A 17,885-nucleotide genomic window follows, 5' to 3' on the forward strand; every position below is an offset into this window, starting at 1 on the left:
GAGCGCTACAGGCGCGAGGCGTAGTTGGACAAGTAATCCGCGTGCACCACCGGGCGGCGGTGTTGCTCGTCCAGCTCCGCGGTGGAGCGGCCGATGATGGTGCGCAAGGTGGAGGAATCGAACTTCACCTCGCCGCGGCCCACGATGTGGGAATCCGGGCCGACAATGTCCACGATCTCGCCCGCGCGGAACTCGCCGGTCACGTCCACGATGCCCACAGCCAGCAGGGACTTGCCACGCTGGGTCACCGCCTCCACGGCGCCGGCGTCGAGGTGCAGGGTGCCGCCGGAATCCGCGGCGTAGAGTGCCCAAAACTTCCAGGCGGACAGGCGCTTGTCTGGGCGCGGGTGGAAGACGGTGCCCACGGCGGCGTCGGCAAGCGCGGCATCGACCTTGGCGGCCGAGGTCAGCAGCACCGGGACGCCCGAGCGCGCCGCCAAACGCGCCGCGGAGACCTTCGACGCCATGCCGCCGGTGCCCACGCGGCCGCCGCCGCCCGCCGCAACGCCGTCTAAATCCTTGCCCGTGACGACCTCCGGGATGAACTGCGCACCCGGGTCGACCGGGTTGCGGTCGTAGAGCCCGTCGACGTCGGAGAGCAGCACGAGTGCGTCCGCGCTGGTGAGAGTGGCCACGATGGCTGAGAGGCGATCATTGTCACCAAAGTGCATCTCCGAGGTGGCCACGGTGTCGTTCTCGTTAACAATCGGCACCACGCCCAGCTGGCGCAGCCGGTCCACGGTGCGCTGGATATTGCGTGTACGGTCGCGGTGCCCCGCGTCCGCGGCGGTGAGCAACACCTGCGCGGTGGCGCGGCCGTAACGCGCGAAAGAACGCGCCCACTCCTGGGCCAGGTGCACCTGGCCGACGGCCGCGGCGGCCTGCTTCGTGGCCAGATCCTGCGGCCGGCTGGACAGACCCAGCGGCTTGAGCGCGGCCGCCACCGCGCCGGAAGACACCACAATGACGTCTGAGGTGGCCATGCGGGCCTGCACGGCGTCCACGATGGCATCGATCTTCTCCGGCGCCACCGCCAGATCCTCACCGGTCAAGGACGAGGAACCAATCTTCACCACGATTTTCTTCGCAGTGGCAATGCGGGCCCGCATGTCCGGGGTCTGCTGCGTGGACATGTTTAACCCTGCCAGCGTTCCTTATTCGCACCCTCGCGGGAGACGTCCTCATCCTGGCCAAAGTCAAACTCATCCACCAAGCCGCGGCGGGCCTGGGAGGCACGCTTGCGCTCGGCGGCGGAGACACGGTCGCTGCCCAGCAGGCGGGCGTCGTTGCCGCGGCCTGCCAGGGTCGGATCACCGGCGGTCATCGGCTCCCACTCGAAGGTGATGTCGCCGATCGTCACCGGGCAGCCCTCCTGGGCGCCCTGGCGGCGCAACTGATCCTCCACACCCGCCTTGGCCAGTCGGTCCGCGAGGTAGCCCACGGCCTCGTCGTTCTCGAAGTCCGTCTGCACGATCCAGCGCTCGATCTTCTCGCCGGTCACGATGAAACCGCCAGGAACCTCCGGGTCCGGCGCGACGGTGAAGTCCGCGCCCTTCTTCGGCTGTGCCTTGGTGCCCACCGAACGCGGGCGGATGATGGTGTGCTCCTTGTCCACCTTGGCGCGCGGGCGCTCCTTGCGGCCCTTCTCCACCAACTCCAGCAGCTTGTACTTCAGCGGGTCCAGCCCCTTGCGGGCCACGGCGGAGATGATAAAGATGGGCCAGCCGTACTTTTCTTCCAGGTCGGCCTTGACGAATTCCGCGAGTTCCTCCGCCTCCGGGACATCAGACTTGTTGAGCACGATAACGCGCGGGCGCTCGCGCAGATCCCCCAGACCAGTGTCCTCGTCCAACGCAGACTGATAATTGGCCAGCTCAGCTTCTAGGGCGTCGATATCCGACATGGGATCGCGCCCCGGCTCAATGCTGGCGGTGTCCACCACGTGCACGAGCACCGAGGTGCGCTCGATGTGGCGCAGGAAGTCCAGGCCTAAGCCCTTGCCCTCGGCGGCGCCCGGGATAAGCCCCGGGACGTCGGCGATGGTGAAGGACTTGTCCCCCATGTTCACGACGCCGAGGTTCGGGGCGAGCGTGGTAAACGGGTAGTCACCAATCTTCGGCTTTGCGGCCGAGAGCACCGAGATCAAGGAGGACTTGCCCGCGGACGGGAAGCCCACGAGTCCGACGTCCGCCATGGACTTCAGCTCGAGCACGAGCTCTTTCTGCTCGCCCGGCTCGCCCTGCAGCGCGAAGCCCGGCGCCTTGCGCTGCGCGGACGCGAGCGCCGCATTGCCCAGGCCGCCGAAGCCGCCCTGCGCCGCAATAAACCGGGTGCCTGGCACCGTCAGATCCGCCAGGGTCTCCCCCTTCGCGGTATGGACGACCGTGCCCACCGGCACCTCCAGGATGAGGTCCTTGCCGCGCGCGCCGTTGCGGTGATCACCGGCGCCGTTGCCGCCGCGCTCGGACTTGATGTGCGGGCGGAAGTGGAAGTCCATCAGCGTATGGACCTGGTTGGACACCTCGAGGATGATGTCACCGCCGTGGCCGCCGTTGCCGCCATCCGGCCCGCCGAGGGGCTTGAATTTTTCGCGGTGCACGGAAACGCAGCCGTGCCCGCCATCGCCCGCCTGCAGGTGCAGTACTACGCGGTCAACAAAACGTGCCATGAAACGTTGTTTCCTTCACTGTTGTCGAGGTGTGCTCGAAGTTGATGAATAGGTATTTCTAGCGATTGTAGTGGCTTCGCTGCCCGCGGTACTAAGCACGGGGGACGCAGGGAACACAAAACCCTGCCTGCACACTGGCAGACAGGGTGGATGTGGAAACGAAAGTTTCTAGGCGGTAGCCTCAGCGGCCTCAGCCGGAGCTGCGGACTCAGCGATAGGCTCGATGTTCACCATGCGACGACCGCGCTTGATGGAGAACTGCACGGAGCCGGACTCGAGAGCGAACAGAGTATCGTCGCCGCCACGGCCAACGTTCTCACCTGGGTGGAACTTGGTGCCACGCTGACGGACCAGAATCTCGCCGGCGTTGACCTTCTGACCACCGAAGCGCTTCACACCGAGGCGCTTGGACTCGGAGTCACGACCGTTGCTGGAGCTGGATGCACCCTTCTTGTGTGCCATTGGATTTCCCTCCTTTTAAGGGGTGTAAAGGCGAAGCGTAATGCTTACTTGATGCCGTTGATTTTCAGGACAGTGACTGGCTGACGGTGGCCCATACGCTTCTTGTAGCCGGTCTTGTTCTTGTACTTCAGGATGTCGATCTTCGGGCCCTTGCCGTGCTCGACGATCTCGGCGTCGACCTTGACGTTAGCCAGGTCATCGGCCTTGGACTTGATGTTGGAACCATCGACGAGCAGAACCGGGGTGAGAGCCACGGCGCTGCCTGGCTCACCCTCGATCTTCTCGACCTTGACGAGGTCGCCTTCGGCAACCTTGTACTGCTTGCCGCCGGTCTTGACGATCGCGTACATAGAGGGTTACCCCTTATCTATACTCGGCTCAGGGCCAGCGGGTGAGCTGAAGCCCTGATACATGGACTGTTACTTCAAAATTTATTGCGTTTAGGTTGCGCGTTACCTGCGCCCGCTAAGGCAGCGTCGCGGCGCGCGCAATGATCCCTAAACAGCGACTGTCAAAGACTACCCCGTTTGGCCTGCAAAAGGCAAAACGCGTGGGTGGGCGCCGCTTAGCAGCACCCGTCCGCTTCTCCAGTTAGCCCCGACGGCGAGTGCTCCGGCGACGGCCCCGGCCGCGCTTCGCGCTTGACGATGCCCCGTGGCCCGCACCGTCCGCCTTATCCGCGGCGTTGCCTCCGCTGCTCTCTCCGCCACGGCCGGACTGTTCGGAACGCTTGACCTGTGCCACGTGCTCGGAGGCAGCGCCCCCGGCCACGCGGCGGCGCACGGCACGGCGACGACCGCGGCCGGTGACCACGACCTTCTTCTCCACGCCCGCCTCGGCGGCAGACTCTGCGGCTGGCGCATCCTGCTTCGCGGGCTGCGTCTTTGTCCGCTTAGCCGCCTGCGGCGCCGCAGCCTTCGCGTTGGACCTGCGCACGCGACGGCGGCGACGGCGCGCGCTCGCGCTCTCGTTGCGTTCCCCGCGCTGCGGCTCCTGCTTCGGCTCCTGTTGCGGCTCCTGTTGCGGCTCAGCAGCAGCATCCGCGAAGTCTTCGCGGCGCGGGCGGTGATCCGAACGGGAGTTGCCGCGGGTGCGACGCTTGCGACGCGGCGAGGCTTCAAACTCCGCCACGGCCTCCTCGTAGCTCGGCTGCGCGGGGGCCGCGCCCGGCTCATCCTGCTTGGCCGCTAGGCGCTCCTCTTCCTCGTGGGACAGCGGCGACGGCCACTCCCCGACGTCGTCGGTCGCTTCCGCCTTCTTCACCGCGGCGTAGGCGATGTCCTCAATGGACTGCGTCCCACGATCCGCGGTGTTGTCGGTGTCGTCGGTGACCACCACGCTGGCCGCCAAGCCCTCGTAGTCCGGGGTCTCCCGGCGGCGACGGCGCGAACCCCCCGAACGACGACCGCGGCCCTTGCCCTTGTCCTTGTCTTTGTCCTCGGAACGCACCTCCGCGCCGTCCTTCTCCGCGGCACCCTTCTCTGCGGCGTCGTCACGCTGCGCATTGCCGACGTTGCCACGGCCGGAAGCCTTCGCCGGGGCGTCGGAACGCCCGCCGCGCCCGCGGCGGTTCTGCTTGGAATCGCGCTCCTCCTCCGGAGACTCCTCCACCGGATCGTCGTGCAGGATCAGGCCGCGGCCGCCACAGCATTCACACGGCGTGGAGAAGGTTTCCAGAAGGCCAGTACCCAAACGCTTGCGGGTCATCTGTACCAGGCCCAGCGACGTCACCTCGGAGACCTGGTGGCGGGTGCGATCCCGACCCAGCGCCTCCTTGAGGCGGCGCAGCACCAGGTCGCGGTTTTCCGGCAGAACCATGTCGATGAAGTCCACCACGATCATGCCGCCCAGATCGCGCAGACGCATCTGGCGCACAATCTCCTCGGCAGCCTCGAGGTTGTTCTTAGTCACGGTCTCTTCCAGGTTGCCGCCGGAGCCAGTGAATTTGCCGGTATTGACATCGACGACGGTCATCGCCTCAGTGCGATCGATAACCAAGGTGCCACCAGATGGCAGCCACACCTTGCGCGCCAGGGCCTTCTGAATCTGCTCGTCCACGCGGTAACGCTCGAACGCGTCTTGCCCGCCGTGGCCCTCGCGGTCGTACTTGAGGATGCGACCGAACAGATCCGGCGCCACCGACTGCACGTAATTGGCGATGATGTTGTACGCCTTATCGCCGTCAATGATGAGCTGATCGAAGTCCTCGTTGAACAGATCGCGCACCACCTTGACCAGCAGTGGCGGCTCCTCGTACAGGGTCTGCGGCTTGGCGCCCTTGGACGCCTTGGCCTCCTCGGCGCGGGCCTGGATGTCCTCCCACGCGTCATGCAGGCGGCGCACGTCAAGGCCGATGGCCTCCTCGGACACATTCTCCGCCGCGGTGCGGATGATGGCGCCGCCGTCGCCCGGCACCACGTTGGTGAGAACCTGCTTGAGGCGCTTGCGCTCCGGGGCGGGCAGCTTGCGGGAAATGCCCGCGCTGCGGCCGCCAGGGACGTACACGAGGTAGCGGCCTGCCAGGGAAATCTGGGTGGTCAGGCGCGCACCCTTGTGGCCCACCGGGTCCTTGGACACCTGGACCAACACCTGGTCCCCGGAACGCAGCGCATTCTCGATGCGGCGACCACGCCCGCCCAGACCTGCGGCCTTCCAGTTCACCTCGCCGGCGTACAGCACACCGTTGCGGCCGGTTCCGATGTCAATGAACGCGGCCTCCATGGACGGCAGGACGTTTTGCACACGGCCGAGGTAGATGTTGCCGATGATTGACGCCTGTGCGTCGGAGGTGACGAAGTGCTCGACCAGCAGGTCGTCCTCCAGCACGCCCACCTGCGTGATGCTGCCCAGGTCATCGTGGCGCGCGCGTTCGCGGACCACCATGGTGCGCTCCACGGACTCGCGACGGGCCAGAAACTCCTCCTGGCTGACGATGGGACGACGCTTGCGGCCCTCCTCACGGATCTCCGCGCGGCGGCGTCGCTGGGCCTCCAGGCGCGCCGAACCGCGCAGGGCCTTCGGCTCCTCGACCTGCGCGAAGTCCTCGTCGGTGGAATCGGCGCCCGCCTCCTCGGTGGAGTCCTCACGTTGCTTGCCCTTGCCGCGGGATGCGCCGCGGCGGCCTCGGCGGCGGCGCGACGCCCCTCGGCCCTCATCCTTGTCGCCCTTGCGGTCCGCGTCGCTCTCGCTGTCGTCCTCGCTGCTGAGCTCCTCGACGTCGAAGCCGTCCTCGTCGTCAGCGTGCTCCCCCACGCCCGGCGCGATAAACACCGGCGCGTACTGCATGGTCAGGGTCGGGTTCTCCGGTTTCGGGGTGATCTCCGGGACGTAGTCGCCGAAGTCGTCGTCTGATTCATCCCCGACGGCTTCCTCAACCTCCGGGCTCTCCGGATCGGTGGCTTCAGGTTCCTCGGCCTCTGGGGCGTCTTCCTCGGGCGCGGCGTCGGCAAGCTCCTTGTCCACCTTCTCCACGATCTGGTGGATCTCGTTGTCCACGTTCTTGCGTACGCGGTAGCGCAACTTCTCATCCTCGGCCTCCGGTACCGCGGCGGCCTCCTCGTCGAGCTGCGCCTTCACTGGCTCCTCGGCGACGTCTACCGCGCTCGGGGTCGGCTCCTCGACTGGCGCGGCCTTCTTCACGGCGCGCTTGGTGGATTTCTTGGTCGGCTGCTGTACCGACTGCTCGGTGTCGGTAGTTTCGCTAGGCGCGATGCGCTCGAGGAAAGCAAACACCTCGTCGCGACTCAGGGACGACTGCGCGACCTTGGACTTGCCCATCTCCCCGAACACGGCCACGACGTCGCGGGACTTCAGTCCCACCTGCTTCGCCAGGGCGTGCACGCGAGTCTTCTCCCCCACGGCATCGCGATCCAGGCGCTGCGCCAGCGACGCCGCGGCGCGAAGATCGTCGTCGCTCACGCCGGGCACGGCCGCGTTCGGCGTGGTTGTTTTCTTTGCTGCGGGCGCTTTGCGCGTGGTTTTACGGGTGGTTTTGCGGGTGGTTTTGCGCGCCGCCTTCTTGGTCGACTTCGCTGCGCGTGGTTCCTTAGCCATGGTGCACGACTCCTACTTGCCTTATAAGGCCACGTCCCGGGCGCAAACGCGCCAATGAAGATACGGAAACCTGGCGCGTCGCCGCCGCACGGGCGGGCATACGTTAAATGAAATCTCCCCAGGGACCATCCCCGCGGGTGTGATATGAAGTTGTTAATTCTGGGCCATTCACAGGCCTTCCCCATTGTGTCACAGCTAGTGCCTGTCCGGCGCGTGGCGGCACCCGAATGCGCTACCATGAGGGCGATGGCAGACCCCGGCAAAGAGCTCGAACCCAGGAAGCGATTCCCGCTCGTGGTGGCGGACAAACGTGCGCACCACGAGGCGGGCATCAAGCGCATCCTCGGGGTCACTGTGCCGGGAACGGCCGCGTACGCCGCGCTGTCGCTGGAATTGTTCCCCATCGCCTGGGTGGCGTTGCCCGCGACGATACTGGCGCTGCTGGTGCTGCGGCCATGGAACAGCCTCAAGTACTGGGTGAGGAAAGAGGACTACCGTGAAGGCGACTATTCGCAGCTGTACTACGTTTCCATGTTCGCCCCTACGATCGGCAGCGCGCTAAGCCCCGCCTTAGTAGGGCTTTTCGACGACGCCAACGGGACATTTTTCCACCTTCCCGAGGCGGTGACTAGATCGTTAGGGTTTGTAGCCTTGTGGCTGCTCATGATTGTGGGTGTGAGCTTGACGTGGCGGTCACTGGAGACCTTTTCTTATCGCATCGGCAAGCGGCGCACCCGTCAGCTCTTGGATGCTGATCACCGCATCGATGACATCACCGCCGACGCCCTTGATCTGGCTGCTGCGAATAAGGAGCTACTGGCGACGCTAGTAGCCCTGGGCGCGGTAGACGGCCAGTGGCTGCATATCAAGCAACTGGCGCGCCACCTCGACACGAGCCTTGACAAACTCGAGGCACCTATTGAGGAACTGGATGAGCGATCACTGCTTGACGTGCGCCGCAGCGCACTAGAAAAACCCCTCAAGAAGTGGAAACTGTCGGTCTCCCCGTTTGGCCTGCGGGTGCTCAACCACGTGGATCGGCGCTAGAAGAGCTCCGCGAGCCGCCGAGACAGCCACAATCTTCCCACTCCGGGGGTATCGATCGCGTTTTTCACCCTAACCTGGAAGAAAAGTGCCCGCCGCACGCGAAAACCAAAAGTTCCTAGCCCCGCCCCCATCAAACTTCGGGTGCGGACTAGGAACTGGTGGGCTGCGCTTAGCTCAGCGCCGCTTTAGAGGTTCGGGAACCAGATAGCAATCTCGCGCTCGGCGGACTCTGGGGAGTCGGAGCCGTGAACGACGTTCTCGCCAACGGTCAGTGCGAAGTCACCGCGGATGGTGCCCGGGGTGGCCTTGGAGACTGGGTCAGTGCCGCCGGCCAGCTGACGCCATGCCTCGATGGCGCGCTCGCCCTCGACAATGCCTGCAACCAGCGGTGCGGAGGTGATGAAGTCCACCAGCTCGCCGAAGAAAGGCTTGTCCTTGTGCTCCTCGTAGTGCTTCTCAGCGGTCTCGCGGTCTGCGGTGCGCAGATCCATCTCAACGAGCTTGAGGCCCTTGCGCTCGATGCGGGCGATAATCTCGCCCACGTGGCCGTTCTTGACGCCGTCTGGCTTGATAAGGATGAGAGTACGTTCAGTCATGTACGCAATCGTACCTAACGCTGATCAAGTGCGCGCACTATAGATTCCGCTTGTTCTCGGGAAACGTTGCGCTTCCACAGTTTCACCTGGTTAACCGCCGTGCCGTACTTCCCTTCCGCCAACAGGTCCGAGATGACCGCGCGCTGCCGTTCATCGAGTTCCGGCGACTCGCTCGCCCCCTGCCGATACTGCAGGTAGAGGCCCGCCGCGAGGCAGGCTCCGGCGAGAAGCAAGACGATGAGCCCCATCCAGCGGGGCTGGCCGGTGAGGACGAGGACGATGGCGAGGATGCAGAAGAGGGCGGAGAGAACAAAAATTCCTTGACGCATGGGCTCGATAATAGCCACCCCACCGCACGCTTCCTAGCCTCTTGCTAGTCAACGCAGTCTACTTTCCCCGGAAGACAGCACTATTTATGCACGCACTGCAAAAAGGCTGTGTTGAGTTTATTATCAGTTTCGGCCTGCCTTGCCTAGGACAAGGCCCCCCACAACTCCATCCATCTCTCTAAGGAGCAAGAGCATATGCAGAAGCGCTTTGTCACCGCGCTCACGGCCAGCATCACGGCTGTATCCCTCACCTTCACCTCCGTTCCCGCCCTCGCGCAGGAATCGGATCCGGTGTCCTACGTGGACATCCCCGGAGTGACCGATGAGACCGGCATCCAGAACATCGTCTTCGGCGTGGGCGCGGACGAGACCGAGGCCAACCTGTCCTGGTTGACCGAGAAGGATGTCACCGGTCAGTCCGTGCAGTTCGGCGTTGCGGGCGAAGTGACAGCGGACAACATCGCCACCGCGGGCACCACCGTTGCGACCGATTCCACCAACGCGGACATTTCCGTGAGCTACGACTACGACGGCACCGAAACCGGCAAGTTCTCTTCGCACAAGGCAGTCATCACCGGGCTGGAGGAAAACACCTCCTATGTCTACCGCGTAGGTTCGGACGCCACGGGCTGGTCTGAGTTGCAGGAGTTCTCCACCAAGTCCTTCGGTGACGAGTGGAACTTCCTCGCTGTCGGAGACCCGCAGCTGGGCTCCGGCGGCAACATTGGCTACGAGGGCACCCCAGACGAGCGTACCGAGGCGGATGCCACCGCGTGGGCGAACAACCTGGACCAGGTGTTCGCCGAACTCCCGGACACTTCCTACATCCTGTCCGGTGGCGACCAGACCAACAAGTCCAACAAGCAGGAGCACAACGGATTCACCTCCGCGGAGCAGCTGCAGCAGTACCGCTTAGCGCCGAACAACGGTAACCACGACGACGTCGACTTGGCCTCCTACAACGCCTTCTACAACCGCCCGAACCTGAGCGCTGATGGCCACAATTACTTCTATGAGTACAACAACTCTCTCGTGGTCTCCCTCGATTCCAACCACTGGTGGGACTACGAAAACGACAAGCAGTTCGTGCGCGACGCCATTGAGAAGGCTGGTTCTGACAAGGACTGGATCATCGTCACCTTCCATCACGCCCTGTTCTCCCAGGCGTACCACCAGGAGGACACCAACGTCATGGCGATGCGCGACGAAATGACCCGCTTCTACTCGGAGATGGGCGTGGACCTGGTCATCTCGGGCCACGATCACATCCACACCCGTTCCCACCTCATGGACGGCAACCGCCCGGTTGTCTCCGAGGCAGAGAACAAGGTCGGCGAGGTCCTGCACCCGGAGGAGGGCCAGGTGCAGTACCTGACCCTCAACTCGGCGTCCGGCTCGAAGTTCTACAACTTCTACGACCCAGCCGTGGGCGACCGCCCGGAGGACTACACCTACGAGCAGTCCAAGGCTGACGGCTCCATGCGCTACTGGACCGCGCTGTGGGATCAGAACTTCTCGCCGGACTACACCAACATTGAGGTCTCCGGCGACGAGCTGAAGGTGACCACCAAGGACTTCAACGGCGACCTGGTGGATGAGTTCACCCTGGCCAAGGGCGCCTCCGACGGTGGTTCCTCGGACGGTTCTTCCGATGGCTCCTCGGGCGGATCCTCCACCGGCTCCGCGGGCTGGCTGACCCCGGTGCTCATGCTGGTTGCCTTCCTGGGCGGCGCGGCGCTTAGCCAGTTCGCTAACTTCAAGATCCCCGGCGTGGACTTGAAGAAGCTGGCCCAGCAGCACGGCATCAAGTTCTAAGCCGGCACGCCCCGCCAGGGGCGGCGCTCACTACTCGGTGCCGAGGTGCTGGGTAGTGAGCAGGCCACGCTCCATGCGCGCCACCAGCGACGAGCGCAGGTGGAACATGAACGCCCAAGAATTCACCCTGTCCAAGGGCGAGAAGAACGGTGGCAGCAACAACGGTAGCGCTGCCAGAAGCTCCAACGGGTCGTCGGCAGGCGGTGCCATCGCAGCCGTGGTGGCGATCATCGCCGCGCTGGCTGGCGGCATGGCGGTGCTCGGCAAGGGCATGCCGGTAGGCGATCTGAAGAAGCTGGCCAAGAAGTACGGCATCAAGCTCCCGTTCTAAGCCCCGCACCCCGTCTAAAAACCAAAAAGTTCCTCGTCCCACCCCATCAAACTTCGGGTGCGGACTAGGAACTTTTTGGTGGCGCCGGTTTAGAGGTTCGGAAACCAGATAGCGATCTCGCGCTCGGCGGACTCTTAGGAGTCGGAGCCGTGAACGACGTTCTCGCCAACGGTCAGTGCGAAGTCACCGCGGATAGTGCCCGGGGTGGCCTTGGAGACTGGGTCAGTGCCGCCGGCCAGCTGACGCCATGCCTCGATGGCGCGCTCGCCCTCGACAATGCCTGCAACCAGCGGTGCGGAGGTGATGAAGTCCACCAGCTCGCCGAAGACAGGCTTGTCCTTGTGCTCCTCGTAGTGTTTCTCAGCGGTCTCGCGGTCTGCGGTGCGCAGATCCATCTCAACGAGCTTGAGGCCCTTGCGTTCGATGCGGGCAATGATCTCGCCCACGTGGCCGTTCTTGACGCCGTCTGGCTTAATAAGGATGAGAGTACGTTCAGTCATGTACGCAATCGTGCCTAACGCTGATCAAGTGCGCGCACTATGCGTTGCGCTTCCTCCGTACTTGCGTGCCGGTGCCAGAGTTTCACCTGGTTAACCGCCGTACCAAACTTACCTTCGGCGAGGAGATCCTGGATGGTGCGGCGCTGGTCATCGTCAAGCTCAATAGGGCCGGTTTCCTTGCTCTGATAGGTCAGGTATAGGCCGTAGAACAGGCAGACGCCGGCCAAGAGGATGACGATCAGCCCCATCCAGCGGGGCTGGCCGGTGAGGACGAGGACGATGGCGAGGATGCAGAAGAGGGCGGAGACTCCGAATGAAACGGAGCGCATGCCTGCCATAGTAGCGGCCCTGCAGCGTGCCACAGATTTTCATTTTGTTTTCAATAAGGTGGACGCTGGCCTACACTGAGGGTATGCACGATCACTCTCACCAGCCCGGTACACACAGCCACGCGCCGTCCGCGACGCGGGCGCTGTTCCTGGTCCTGGGAGTCACGGCGGTCATCTTCATCGCGCAGGTCATCGGCGGCCTGGTGTCCGGATCACTCGCGCTGGTCTCCGACGCGATGCATATGCTCTCGGATTCCACGGGCTTGCTGCTGGCGCTCATCGCGGTGTTAGTGGGGCGGCGGCGCGCCGACCACAAGGCCACGTTTGGCTATCGACGCGTGGAGGTCATCGCCGCCACCGTCAACGGCGTGGTGGTCACCGGCATCGCGGTGTGGATCGCGGTCCGTGCGCTCACCAGACTGGGTGGCGACGCCCCGCACATCGATACCGGCATCATGCTCGTGGTCGCCACAGTGGGCTTGGTGGCCAACGCGGTCTCCGCGCTCATCCTAACCCGCCACCAGCACGACAGCCTCAACCTCCGCGGGGCGTACCTGCACGTGCTGTCGGATTTGCTGGGCTCGGTCGCGGTCATTGTCGCCGGCCTCATCATCCGTTTCACCGGCTGGGTTCCGGCCGACACCATCGCGTCGCTCATCATCGCGGGGCTCGTGCTGCCGCGGGCGCTCGCGCTGGTGCGCGATTCCCTGCGCGTCCTGCTGAATAATTCCCCGGCGGGCATCGATGCCCGCGAGGTCGAGGACGCCCTCAACGGTTTAGAACACGTGGATTCGGTGCACGACCTGCACCTGTGGAGCATCGACGGTAGCACTCCCCTGGCCACCTGCCACCTGGTCTCCGCCTGCCCGGCGTCGCACAATGGGGTGCTTCTCGACGCCGCGCAGGCCCGACTGCGCGACTTCGGCATCGAGCACTCCACCATCCAAATCGAGGAGACCACGCACCAGGCGCACGAGGACTACTGCCGGGACTAGTCGGTTCCCAGGTGCTGCGTGGTGAGCAGACCGCGCTCCATGCGGGCCACCAGCGAAGAACGCAGGTGAAACATGAACGCCCACACCAGCGCGAAGATCAGCACCACCGCGCCCACGGACCAGTGGATGGCGAAGCCGAACAGACCGATGACTTGCAAAGCCACGTTAACCGCCATCGCCCAGGGCTTGGTCTGGAAACCACACATCACAAAGTGCGCCAGGCCCAAGACCGTGATGAAGACCCAGTTAAACGTGGTCCAGTACGCGCCTTCTTCCACCTTCAGGACCACCAGCAGCGCCAAGAGGATGGAGATGCCCTCCATGATCAGCACGCCGTTGAGCATGCCGCGCAGCCCCTTCATCGGGTCCTTGACCGGGTCCTTGCCGGGGCCGAGCGGGCCGTACTCGTTGTTCCTTGGTGCACCGGGGTGGGAGCCCGGGGCACCCTTGCGAAGGTTGTCGGTCATGCGGGGTCCTTTCCAAACATCGTGCGGGCCTCGCCCGCGGTAACCACAGAACCGGTGATGACGATACCGGAGCCGGACTGAATCTCCGCATCCTCGGCCAGCTCCACCGCCAAGGCGTACGCGCCCGGCAGGGTGTCGGTCACGTGGACGCGCTCCTCGCCGAAGATGTCGCGCGCGGCGTCGGCCAGCTCGTAGGCGTCCAAGGCGCGCGGCGAGGTGTTCTGGGTGATCACCACCTCGTGAAGATAGGGTTCCAGCGCGGTGAGGATGCCCGCGGCGTCCTTGTCCCCCAGCACAGCGACGACGCCGATGAGCCGCGCAAAGTTGAAATCGCGCTCCAGCGCCGCGCCCAGTGCCTTCGCGCCGTGCGGGTTGTGGGCGGCGTCGATGAACGTGGTGGGGCTGGTGCGCACGCGCTCCAACCGGCCCGGGGAGACCGCCTCCGCGAAACCGGTACGCACCGTCTCCACGTCCAGCGGGCGCCCGGTGCTCGCGCCGAAGAAAGCCTCCACGGCAGCCAAGGCCACGGCGGCATTCTTCGCCTGGTGTTCACCGGACAGCGGCAGGAAGATGTCGGCGTACTCGCCGCCGAGCCCCTGGATGGTCAGCTGCTGGCCGCCGACCGCGATGCGCGATTCCAGCGCGGCGAACTCGCTGCCCGCGCGCGCCACCGCGTTATCCGTGGCCACCGCCTTGTTGAGCAACACCTGCATGGCCGCAGGCTCCTGCTCGGAGATGACCACGATGTTCTCGTTCGGGGTCAGCACCTCGTCGCGGTCGGCGCGCGGTTTGATGATGCCGGCCTTCTCGCCCGCGATCTCCTCCAACGTGTCGCCGAGCAGCTCCACGTGGTCGAGGCCGATTGGGGTGATGACCGCGACCTCCGGGTCAATGACGTTGGTGGCGTCCCATGTGCCGCCGAGGCCGACCTCGATGACGGCGACGTCCACGGGGGCGTCGGCAAACGCGGCGTAACCCATGGCCACGAGCACCTCGAACTTGCTCATCGCGGGGCCGCCTTCGGCCTGCGAGTGGGCGTCCACCATCTCCACGTAGGGCTTGATTTCCTCCCAGATGCGCACGTAATCGCGCGGGTGGATGGGCTGGCCGTCGATGCCGATGCGCTCGGTCACGCGCTGCAGGTGCGGGGAGGTGAACAACCCGGTGCGGCGGTGGAAAGAACGCAGCAGGGACTCGATCATCCGCGACGTCGAGGACTTGCCGTTGGTCCCGGCCACGTGGATGGTCTGGAACGAGTGCTGGGGGTTGCCCAACAAGTCCATCAGCATCCGGATACGGTCCAGGGAGGGCTCGATCTGCGTCTCGGGCCAGCGGGCATCGAGTTGCTTGTCGACGTCCGCGAGCGCGCGCAGCTCCTCCGCACTGACCTCCTGCGGCGCGGGCGCGGAGTACTCCTCCGGCCCGCCGCCGAGGTTGAGCGTGAGTCCGGATTCGGTGATCTCTACCGGGCTGTCGGCGGTACCTTCGGCGAGCGCGTCGACGATCTCGAGCTCCTCGCCATTATTGTCCGGCTGGTTGTCAGCCACTACTGAGCCGCCCCCAGACCGTCGAGTCGCGCAGTGATGCGGGTGACCTCTTCCTCGGCGATGCGGCGACGCTCGCGGATCTTCTCCACCACCTCGTCCGGCGCCTTGGCCAGGAAGGCCTCGTTGCCCAACTTCTTGCCGGTCTGCTCGAGTTCCTTGTTGGCCTTGGCCAGGTCCTTCTCCAGGCGCTTACGCTCGGCGTCGACGTCCACGGCCCCGGAGGTATCCAGCGCGACCTCGATGGTGGCCTGCGACAGGCGCACCTCGATGGTCGCGGACGCAGTGAAGTCATCGTCCGGCGCGGTGGTGTTGGCCAGGTTGCGGATCATCTCTTCCTGCCCGGCCAGATCCGCGGCAGCGAAGTCCAGGCGGCCCGGCACCTTCTGTGAGGGCTTCACGCCCTGATCTGCGCGGAAGCGGCGCAGCTCGGTGATGAGCTTGTCGGCATCCGCGATGCGGCGCGCGGCCGCCTCGTCCTTCGCCACGCCACCGTTGGTGTCCTCGGCCGTCGGCCACGGCGCGACCACGATGGACTCGCCGCCGGTCAGGGCCTTCCACAGCACCTCGGTGATAAACGGCATGGTCGGGTGCAGCAGGCGCAGCACGACGTCGAGCACGCGGCCCAGCACGATCTGGGTGTTGGTGCCGCGCAGCGTGACCTCGTCGCGCGGGATCTGCGTCTTGGCGATCTCCACGTACCAGTCGCACAGCTCGTCCCACGCGAAGTGGTAGAGCAGCTCGTTGGCCTTGGCGAACTGGAAGTCGTCCAGGTAGGCGTCCACCTTCACGCGGACTTCCTCCGCGCGGTCCAGGATCCAGCGGTCGGCGTCCGTGAGTTCCTCGCGGGCGGGAAGCTCCGCCAGGCCTGCGCCGTTCATGAGCGCGAACTTGGTGGCGTTGAACAGCTTGGTGGCAAAGTTGCGCGAGGCCGCGGCGGCGTCGTCGCCCACTGGAAGATCCACGCCCGGGTTCGCGCCGCGCGCCAGGGTAAAGCGCAAGGCATCCGCACCGTAGTCGCGCACCCAGTCCATGGGATCGATGCCGTTGCCCAGGGACTTGGACATCTTGCGTCCCTGTTCGTCGCGCACCAGGCCGTGGAGGTACAGGTCGGTGAACGGCACCTGCGGGCGGCCGTTACTGCCCGCGCCGAGCAGCTCCGGGGTCTGCTTGGCGGCGAAGGTGCCGAACATCATCATGCGCGCCACCCAGAAGAACAGGATGTCGTAGGCGGTGACCAGCACGTTAGTGGGATAAAACTTCTCCAGGTCCGGGGTCTTGTCCGGCCAGCCCATCGTGGAAAACGGCCACAGCGCGGACGAGAACCAGGTATCCAGCACGTCCTCGTCTTGGACGTAGCCCGCCGGGGGCTCCTCGTCCGGGCCCACGCACACGATGTCGCCGTCCGGCCCGTACCAGATCGGGATGCGGTGGCCCCACCACAGCTGGCGCGAGATGCACCAGTCGTGCATGTCGTCCACCCACTCGAAGTAGCGCGGCTCCAGGGCCTGCGGGTGGACGGTGGTGTCGCCCTCGCGGATGGCGTCGCCGGACATCTTCGCCAGCTCGTCCACCTTGACGAACCACTGCAGCGACAGGCGCGGCTCAATGGCTTCGCCCGAGCGCTCCGAGTGGCCCACCGAGTGCACGTAGGGTCGGACTTCCTTGACGATGCGCCCCTGCTCCGCCAGCGCCTCGCGGATGGCCACGCGGGCTTCCTCGCGGGTCATGCCGTCGAAGCGGGTGCCGGTGTCCGCGATGTGCCCGGTGGTGTCCATGACCGTCGGCATGTCCAGGTCATGGCGCAGGCCCATGGCGTAGTCGTTGGGGTCGTGCGCCGGGGTGATCTTCACGGCGCCGGTGCCGAATTCCGGATCCACGTAATCGTCGGCGATGATTTTCAGCGTGAGGTCGTCGCGGAACGGGTGCGGCAGCTCGGTGCCCACGAGGTGCTGGTAGCGCTCGTCCTCGGGATGGACGGCAATCGCGACATCGCCAAGCATGGTCTCCACACGCGTGGTGGCCACCACCAAGTGCGGCTCGTCGTCGTTCATGGAGCCGTAGCGGAAGGACACGAGCTCGCCCTCGACGTCCTTGTAGACGACCTCGATGTCGGAGACGGCCGTCTCCAGCACCGGGGACCAGTTGACCAGACGGTTGGCCTGGTAGATGAGCCCGGCATCAAAAAGTTGCTTGAAGATGGTCTGCACCGCACGCGACAGACCCTCGTCCAAAGTGAAGCGCTCGCGGGACCAGTCCACGGAGTCACCAATGGCGCGCATCTGCGACTGGATGGTGCCGCCGTATTCTTCCTTCCATTCCCACACTTTGGAGATGAATTCCTCGCGCTCGTAGTCCCAACGGGACTTGCCCTCGGTCTCCTTGAGCTTGGCCTCCACCTTGGTCTGGGTGGCGATGCCCGCGTGGTCCGCGCCCGGCAGCCACAAGGTAGCAAAGCCCTGCATGCGCTTGCGGCGGATAATGGAGTCAATGAGCGTGTGGTCTAACGCGTGGCCCATGTGCAGCTGGCCGGTCACGTTCGGCGGCGGCAGGACAATGGAGTACGCGGGCTTCTCGCTCTCCGCGTCAGGGGTGAAATAACCTGCCTTCACCCAGCCTTCGTACAGCGCCTCCTCGTGGTCCTGCGGATTCCAGGACTTGGGGAGTTCGTTGGAACGGTCGATGCCTACTTTTTGCTCAGTCACCCGTCCTAGTTTAGCGGCTTAGGCAAACCACCCGCCCACGACCA

At 64.9% G+C, this 17,885-nt stretch carries 16 protein-coding genes; 4 read left to right on the plus strand and 12 right to left on the minus strand.

Annotation, left to right across the window (positions count from 1 at the left end):
• Positions 1 to 5 precede the first annotated feature (5 nt).
• From proB to H0194_RS03105, 5 genes are all read right to left on the minus strand, one after another.
• Positions 6 to 1,133 carry a glutamate 5-kinase gene (gene proB / locus H0194_RS03085; protein ID WP_185176394.1) on the minus strand — a complete coding sequence of 376 codons (1,128 nt, stop codon included), beginning with the start codon at positions 1,131 to 1,133 and terminating at the stop codon, positions 6 to 8.
• A gap of 2 nt (positions 1,134 to 1,135) precedes the next feature.
• On the minus strand, positions 1,136 to 2,668 hold the full coding sequence (gene obgE / locus H0194_RS03090) for a GTPase ObgE (RefSeq protein WP_185176395.1): 1,533 nt from the start codon (positions 2,666 to 2,668) through the stop codon (positions 1,136 to 1,138).
• 168 nt (positions 2,669 to 2,836) lie between these two features.
• Positions 2,837 to 3,130: a 50S ribosomal protein L27 gene (gene rpmA, locus H0194_RS03095; protein WP_185176396.1), complete on the minus strand. Its 294-nt coding sequence runs from the start codon at positions 3,128 to 3,130 to the stop codon at positions 2,837 to 2,839.
• A gap of 44 nt (positions 3,131 to 3,174) precedes the next feature.
• Entirely contained in the window at positions 3,175 to 3,480 is a 306-nt protein-coding gene (gene rplU / locus H0194_RS03100) for a 50S ribosomal protein L21 (protein ID WP_185176397.1), read from the minus strand.
• 241 nt (positions 3,481 to 3,721) lie between these two features.
• A complete protein-coding gene (locus H0194_RS03105; protein ID WP_185176398.1) occupies positions 3,722 to 7,183 on the minus strand; it encodes an Rne/Rng family ribonuclease in 3,462 nt (1,153 codons plus the stop codon).
• 246 nt (positions 7,184 to 7,429) lie between these two features.
• Here H0194_RS03105 and H0194_RS03110 point away from each other — a divergent pair, with 246 nt between their 5' ends.
• Positions 7,430 to 8,230: an MFS transporter gene (locus tag H0194_RS03110; RefSeq protein ID WP_185176399.1), complete on the plus strand. Its 801-nt coding sequence runs from the start codon at positions 7,430 to 7,432 to the stop codon at positions 8,228 to 8,230.
• A gap of 185 nt (positions 8,231 to 8,415) precedes the next feature.
• Here the strand turns inward: H0194_RS03110 and ndk (H0194_RS03115) are convergent, their stop codons facing one another.
• Complete coding sequence (gene ndk, locus H0194_RS03115; RefSeq protein ID WP_185176400.1) at positions 8,416 to 8,826, minus strand: nucleoside-diphosphate kinase; 411 nt, start codon at positions 8,824 to 8,826, stop codon at positions 8,416 to 8,418.
• Positions 8,827 to 8,840: 14 nt separating this feature from the next.
• A complete protein-coding gene (locus H0194_RS03120) occupies positions 8,841 to 9,155 on the minus strand; it encodes a hypothetical protein (protein WP_185176401.1) in 315 nt (104 codons plus the stop codon).
• A 195-nt stretch (positions 9,156 to 9,350) separates the two neighbouring features.
• On the opposite strand from H0194_RS03120, the gene H0194_RS03125 reads away from it, so the two are divergent.
• Together H0194_RS03125 and H0194_RS03130 are read left to right on the plus strand one after the other, a co-directional pair.
• Positions 9,351 to 10,970 carry a purple acid phosphatase family protein gene (locus H0194_RS03125; RefSeq protein ID WP_185176402.1) on the plus strand — a complete coding sequence of 540 codons (1,620 nt, stop codon included), beginning with the start codon at positions 9,351 to 9,353 and terminating at the stop codon, positions 10,968 to 10,970.
• Between the two features lie 55 nt (positions 10,971 to 11,025).
• Positions 11,026 to 11,301 carry a hypothetical protein gene (locus H0194_RS03130; protein ID WP_185176403.1) on the plus strand — a complete coding sequence of 92 codons (276 nt, stop codon included), beginning with the start codon at positions 11,026 to 11,028 and terminating at the stop codon, positions 11,299 to 11,301.
• Between the two features lie 134 nt (positions 11,302 to 11,435).
• On the opposite strand, the gene ndk (H0194_RS03135) is transcribed toward H0194_RS03130, so the two are convergent.
• Positions 11,436 to 11,801 carry a nucleoside-diphosphate kinase gene (gene ndk / locus H0194_RS03135; protein ID WP_185176404.1) on the minus strand — a complete coding sequence of 122 codons (366 nt, stop codon included), beginning with the start codon at positions 11,799 to 11,801 and terminating at the stop codon, positions 11,436 to 11,438.
• 14 nt (positions 11,802 to 11,815) lie between these two features.
• Positions 11,816 to 12,130 carry a hypothetical protein gene (locus H0194_RS03140; RefSeq protein ID WP_185176405.1) on the minus strand — a complete coding sequence of 105 codons (315 nt, stop codon included), beginning with the start codon at positions 12,128 to 12,130 and terminating at the stop codon, positions 11,816 to 11,818.
• 83 nt (positions 12,131 to 12,213) lie between these two features.
• On the opposite strand from H0194_RS03140, the gene H0194_RS03145 reads away from it, so the two are divergent.
• On the plus strand, positions 12,214 to 13,125 hold the full coding sequence (locus H0194_RS03145; RefSeq protein ID WP_185176406.1) for a cation diffusion facilitator family transporter: 912 nt from the start codon (positions 12,214 to 12,216) through the stop codon (positions 13,123 to 13,125).
• On the opposite strand, the gene H0194_RS03150 is transcribed toward H0194_RS03145, so the two are convergent.
• The 3 genes from H0194_RS03150 to H0194_RS03160 are packed head-to-tail and all read right to left on the minus strand — an operon-like array spanning position 13,122 to position 17,841.
• A complete protein-coding gene (locus H0194_RS03150; protein ID WP_185176407.1) occupies positions 13,122 to 13,592 on the minus strand; it encodes a DUF4233 domain-containing protein in 471 nt (156 codons plus the stop codon). The two genes, H0194_RS03145 and H0194_RS03150, sit on opposite strands and share 4 nt — an antisense overlap.
• A complete protein-coding gene (folC, locus tag H0194_RS03155; RefSeq protein WP_185176408.1) occupies positions 13,589 to 15,139 on the minus strand; it encodes a bifunctional tetrahydrofolate synthase/dihydrofolate synthase in 1,551 nt (516 codons plus the stop codon). Before folC ends, H0194_RS03150 begins: the two co-directional genes overlap by 4 nt.
• Positions 15,139 to 17,841, minus strand: coding sequence for a valine--tRNA ligase (locus H0194_RS03160; RefSeq protein WP_185176409.1), 2,703 nt, complete (start codon positions 17,839 to 17,841; stop codon positions 15,139 to 15,141). Before H0194_RS03160 ends, folC begins: the two co-directional genes overlap by 1 nt.
• Between the last annotated feature and the right edge of the window lie 44 nt (positions 17,842 to 17,885).

Origin of the sequence: Corynebacterium incognita (genome assembly GCF_014217255.1) — a bacterium.
GTDB lineage: Bacteria > Actinomycetota > Actinomycetes > Mycobacteriales > Mycobacteriaceae > Corynebacterium > Corynebacterium incognitum.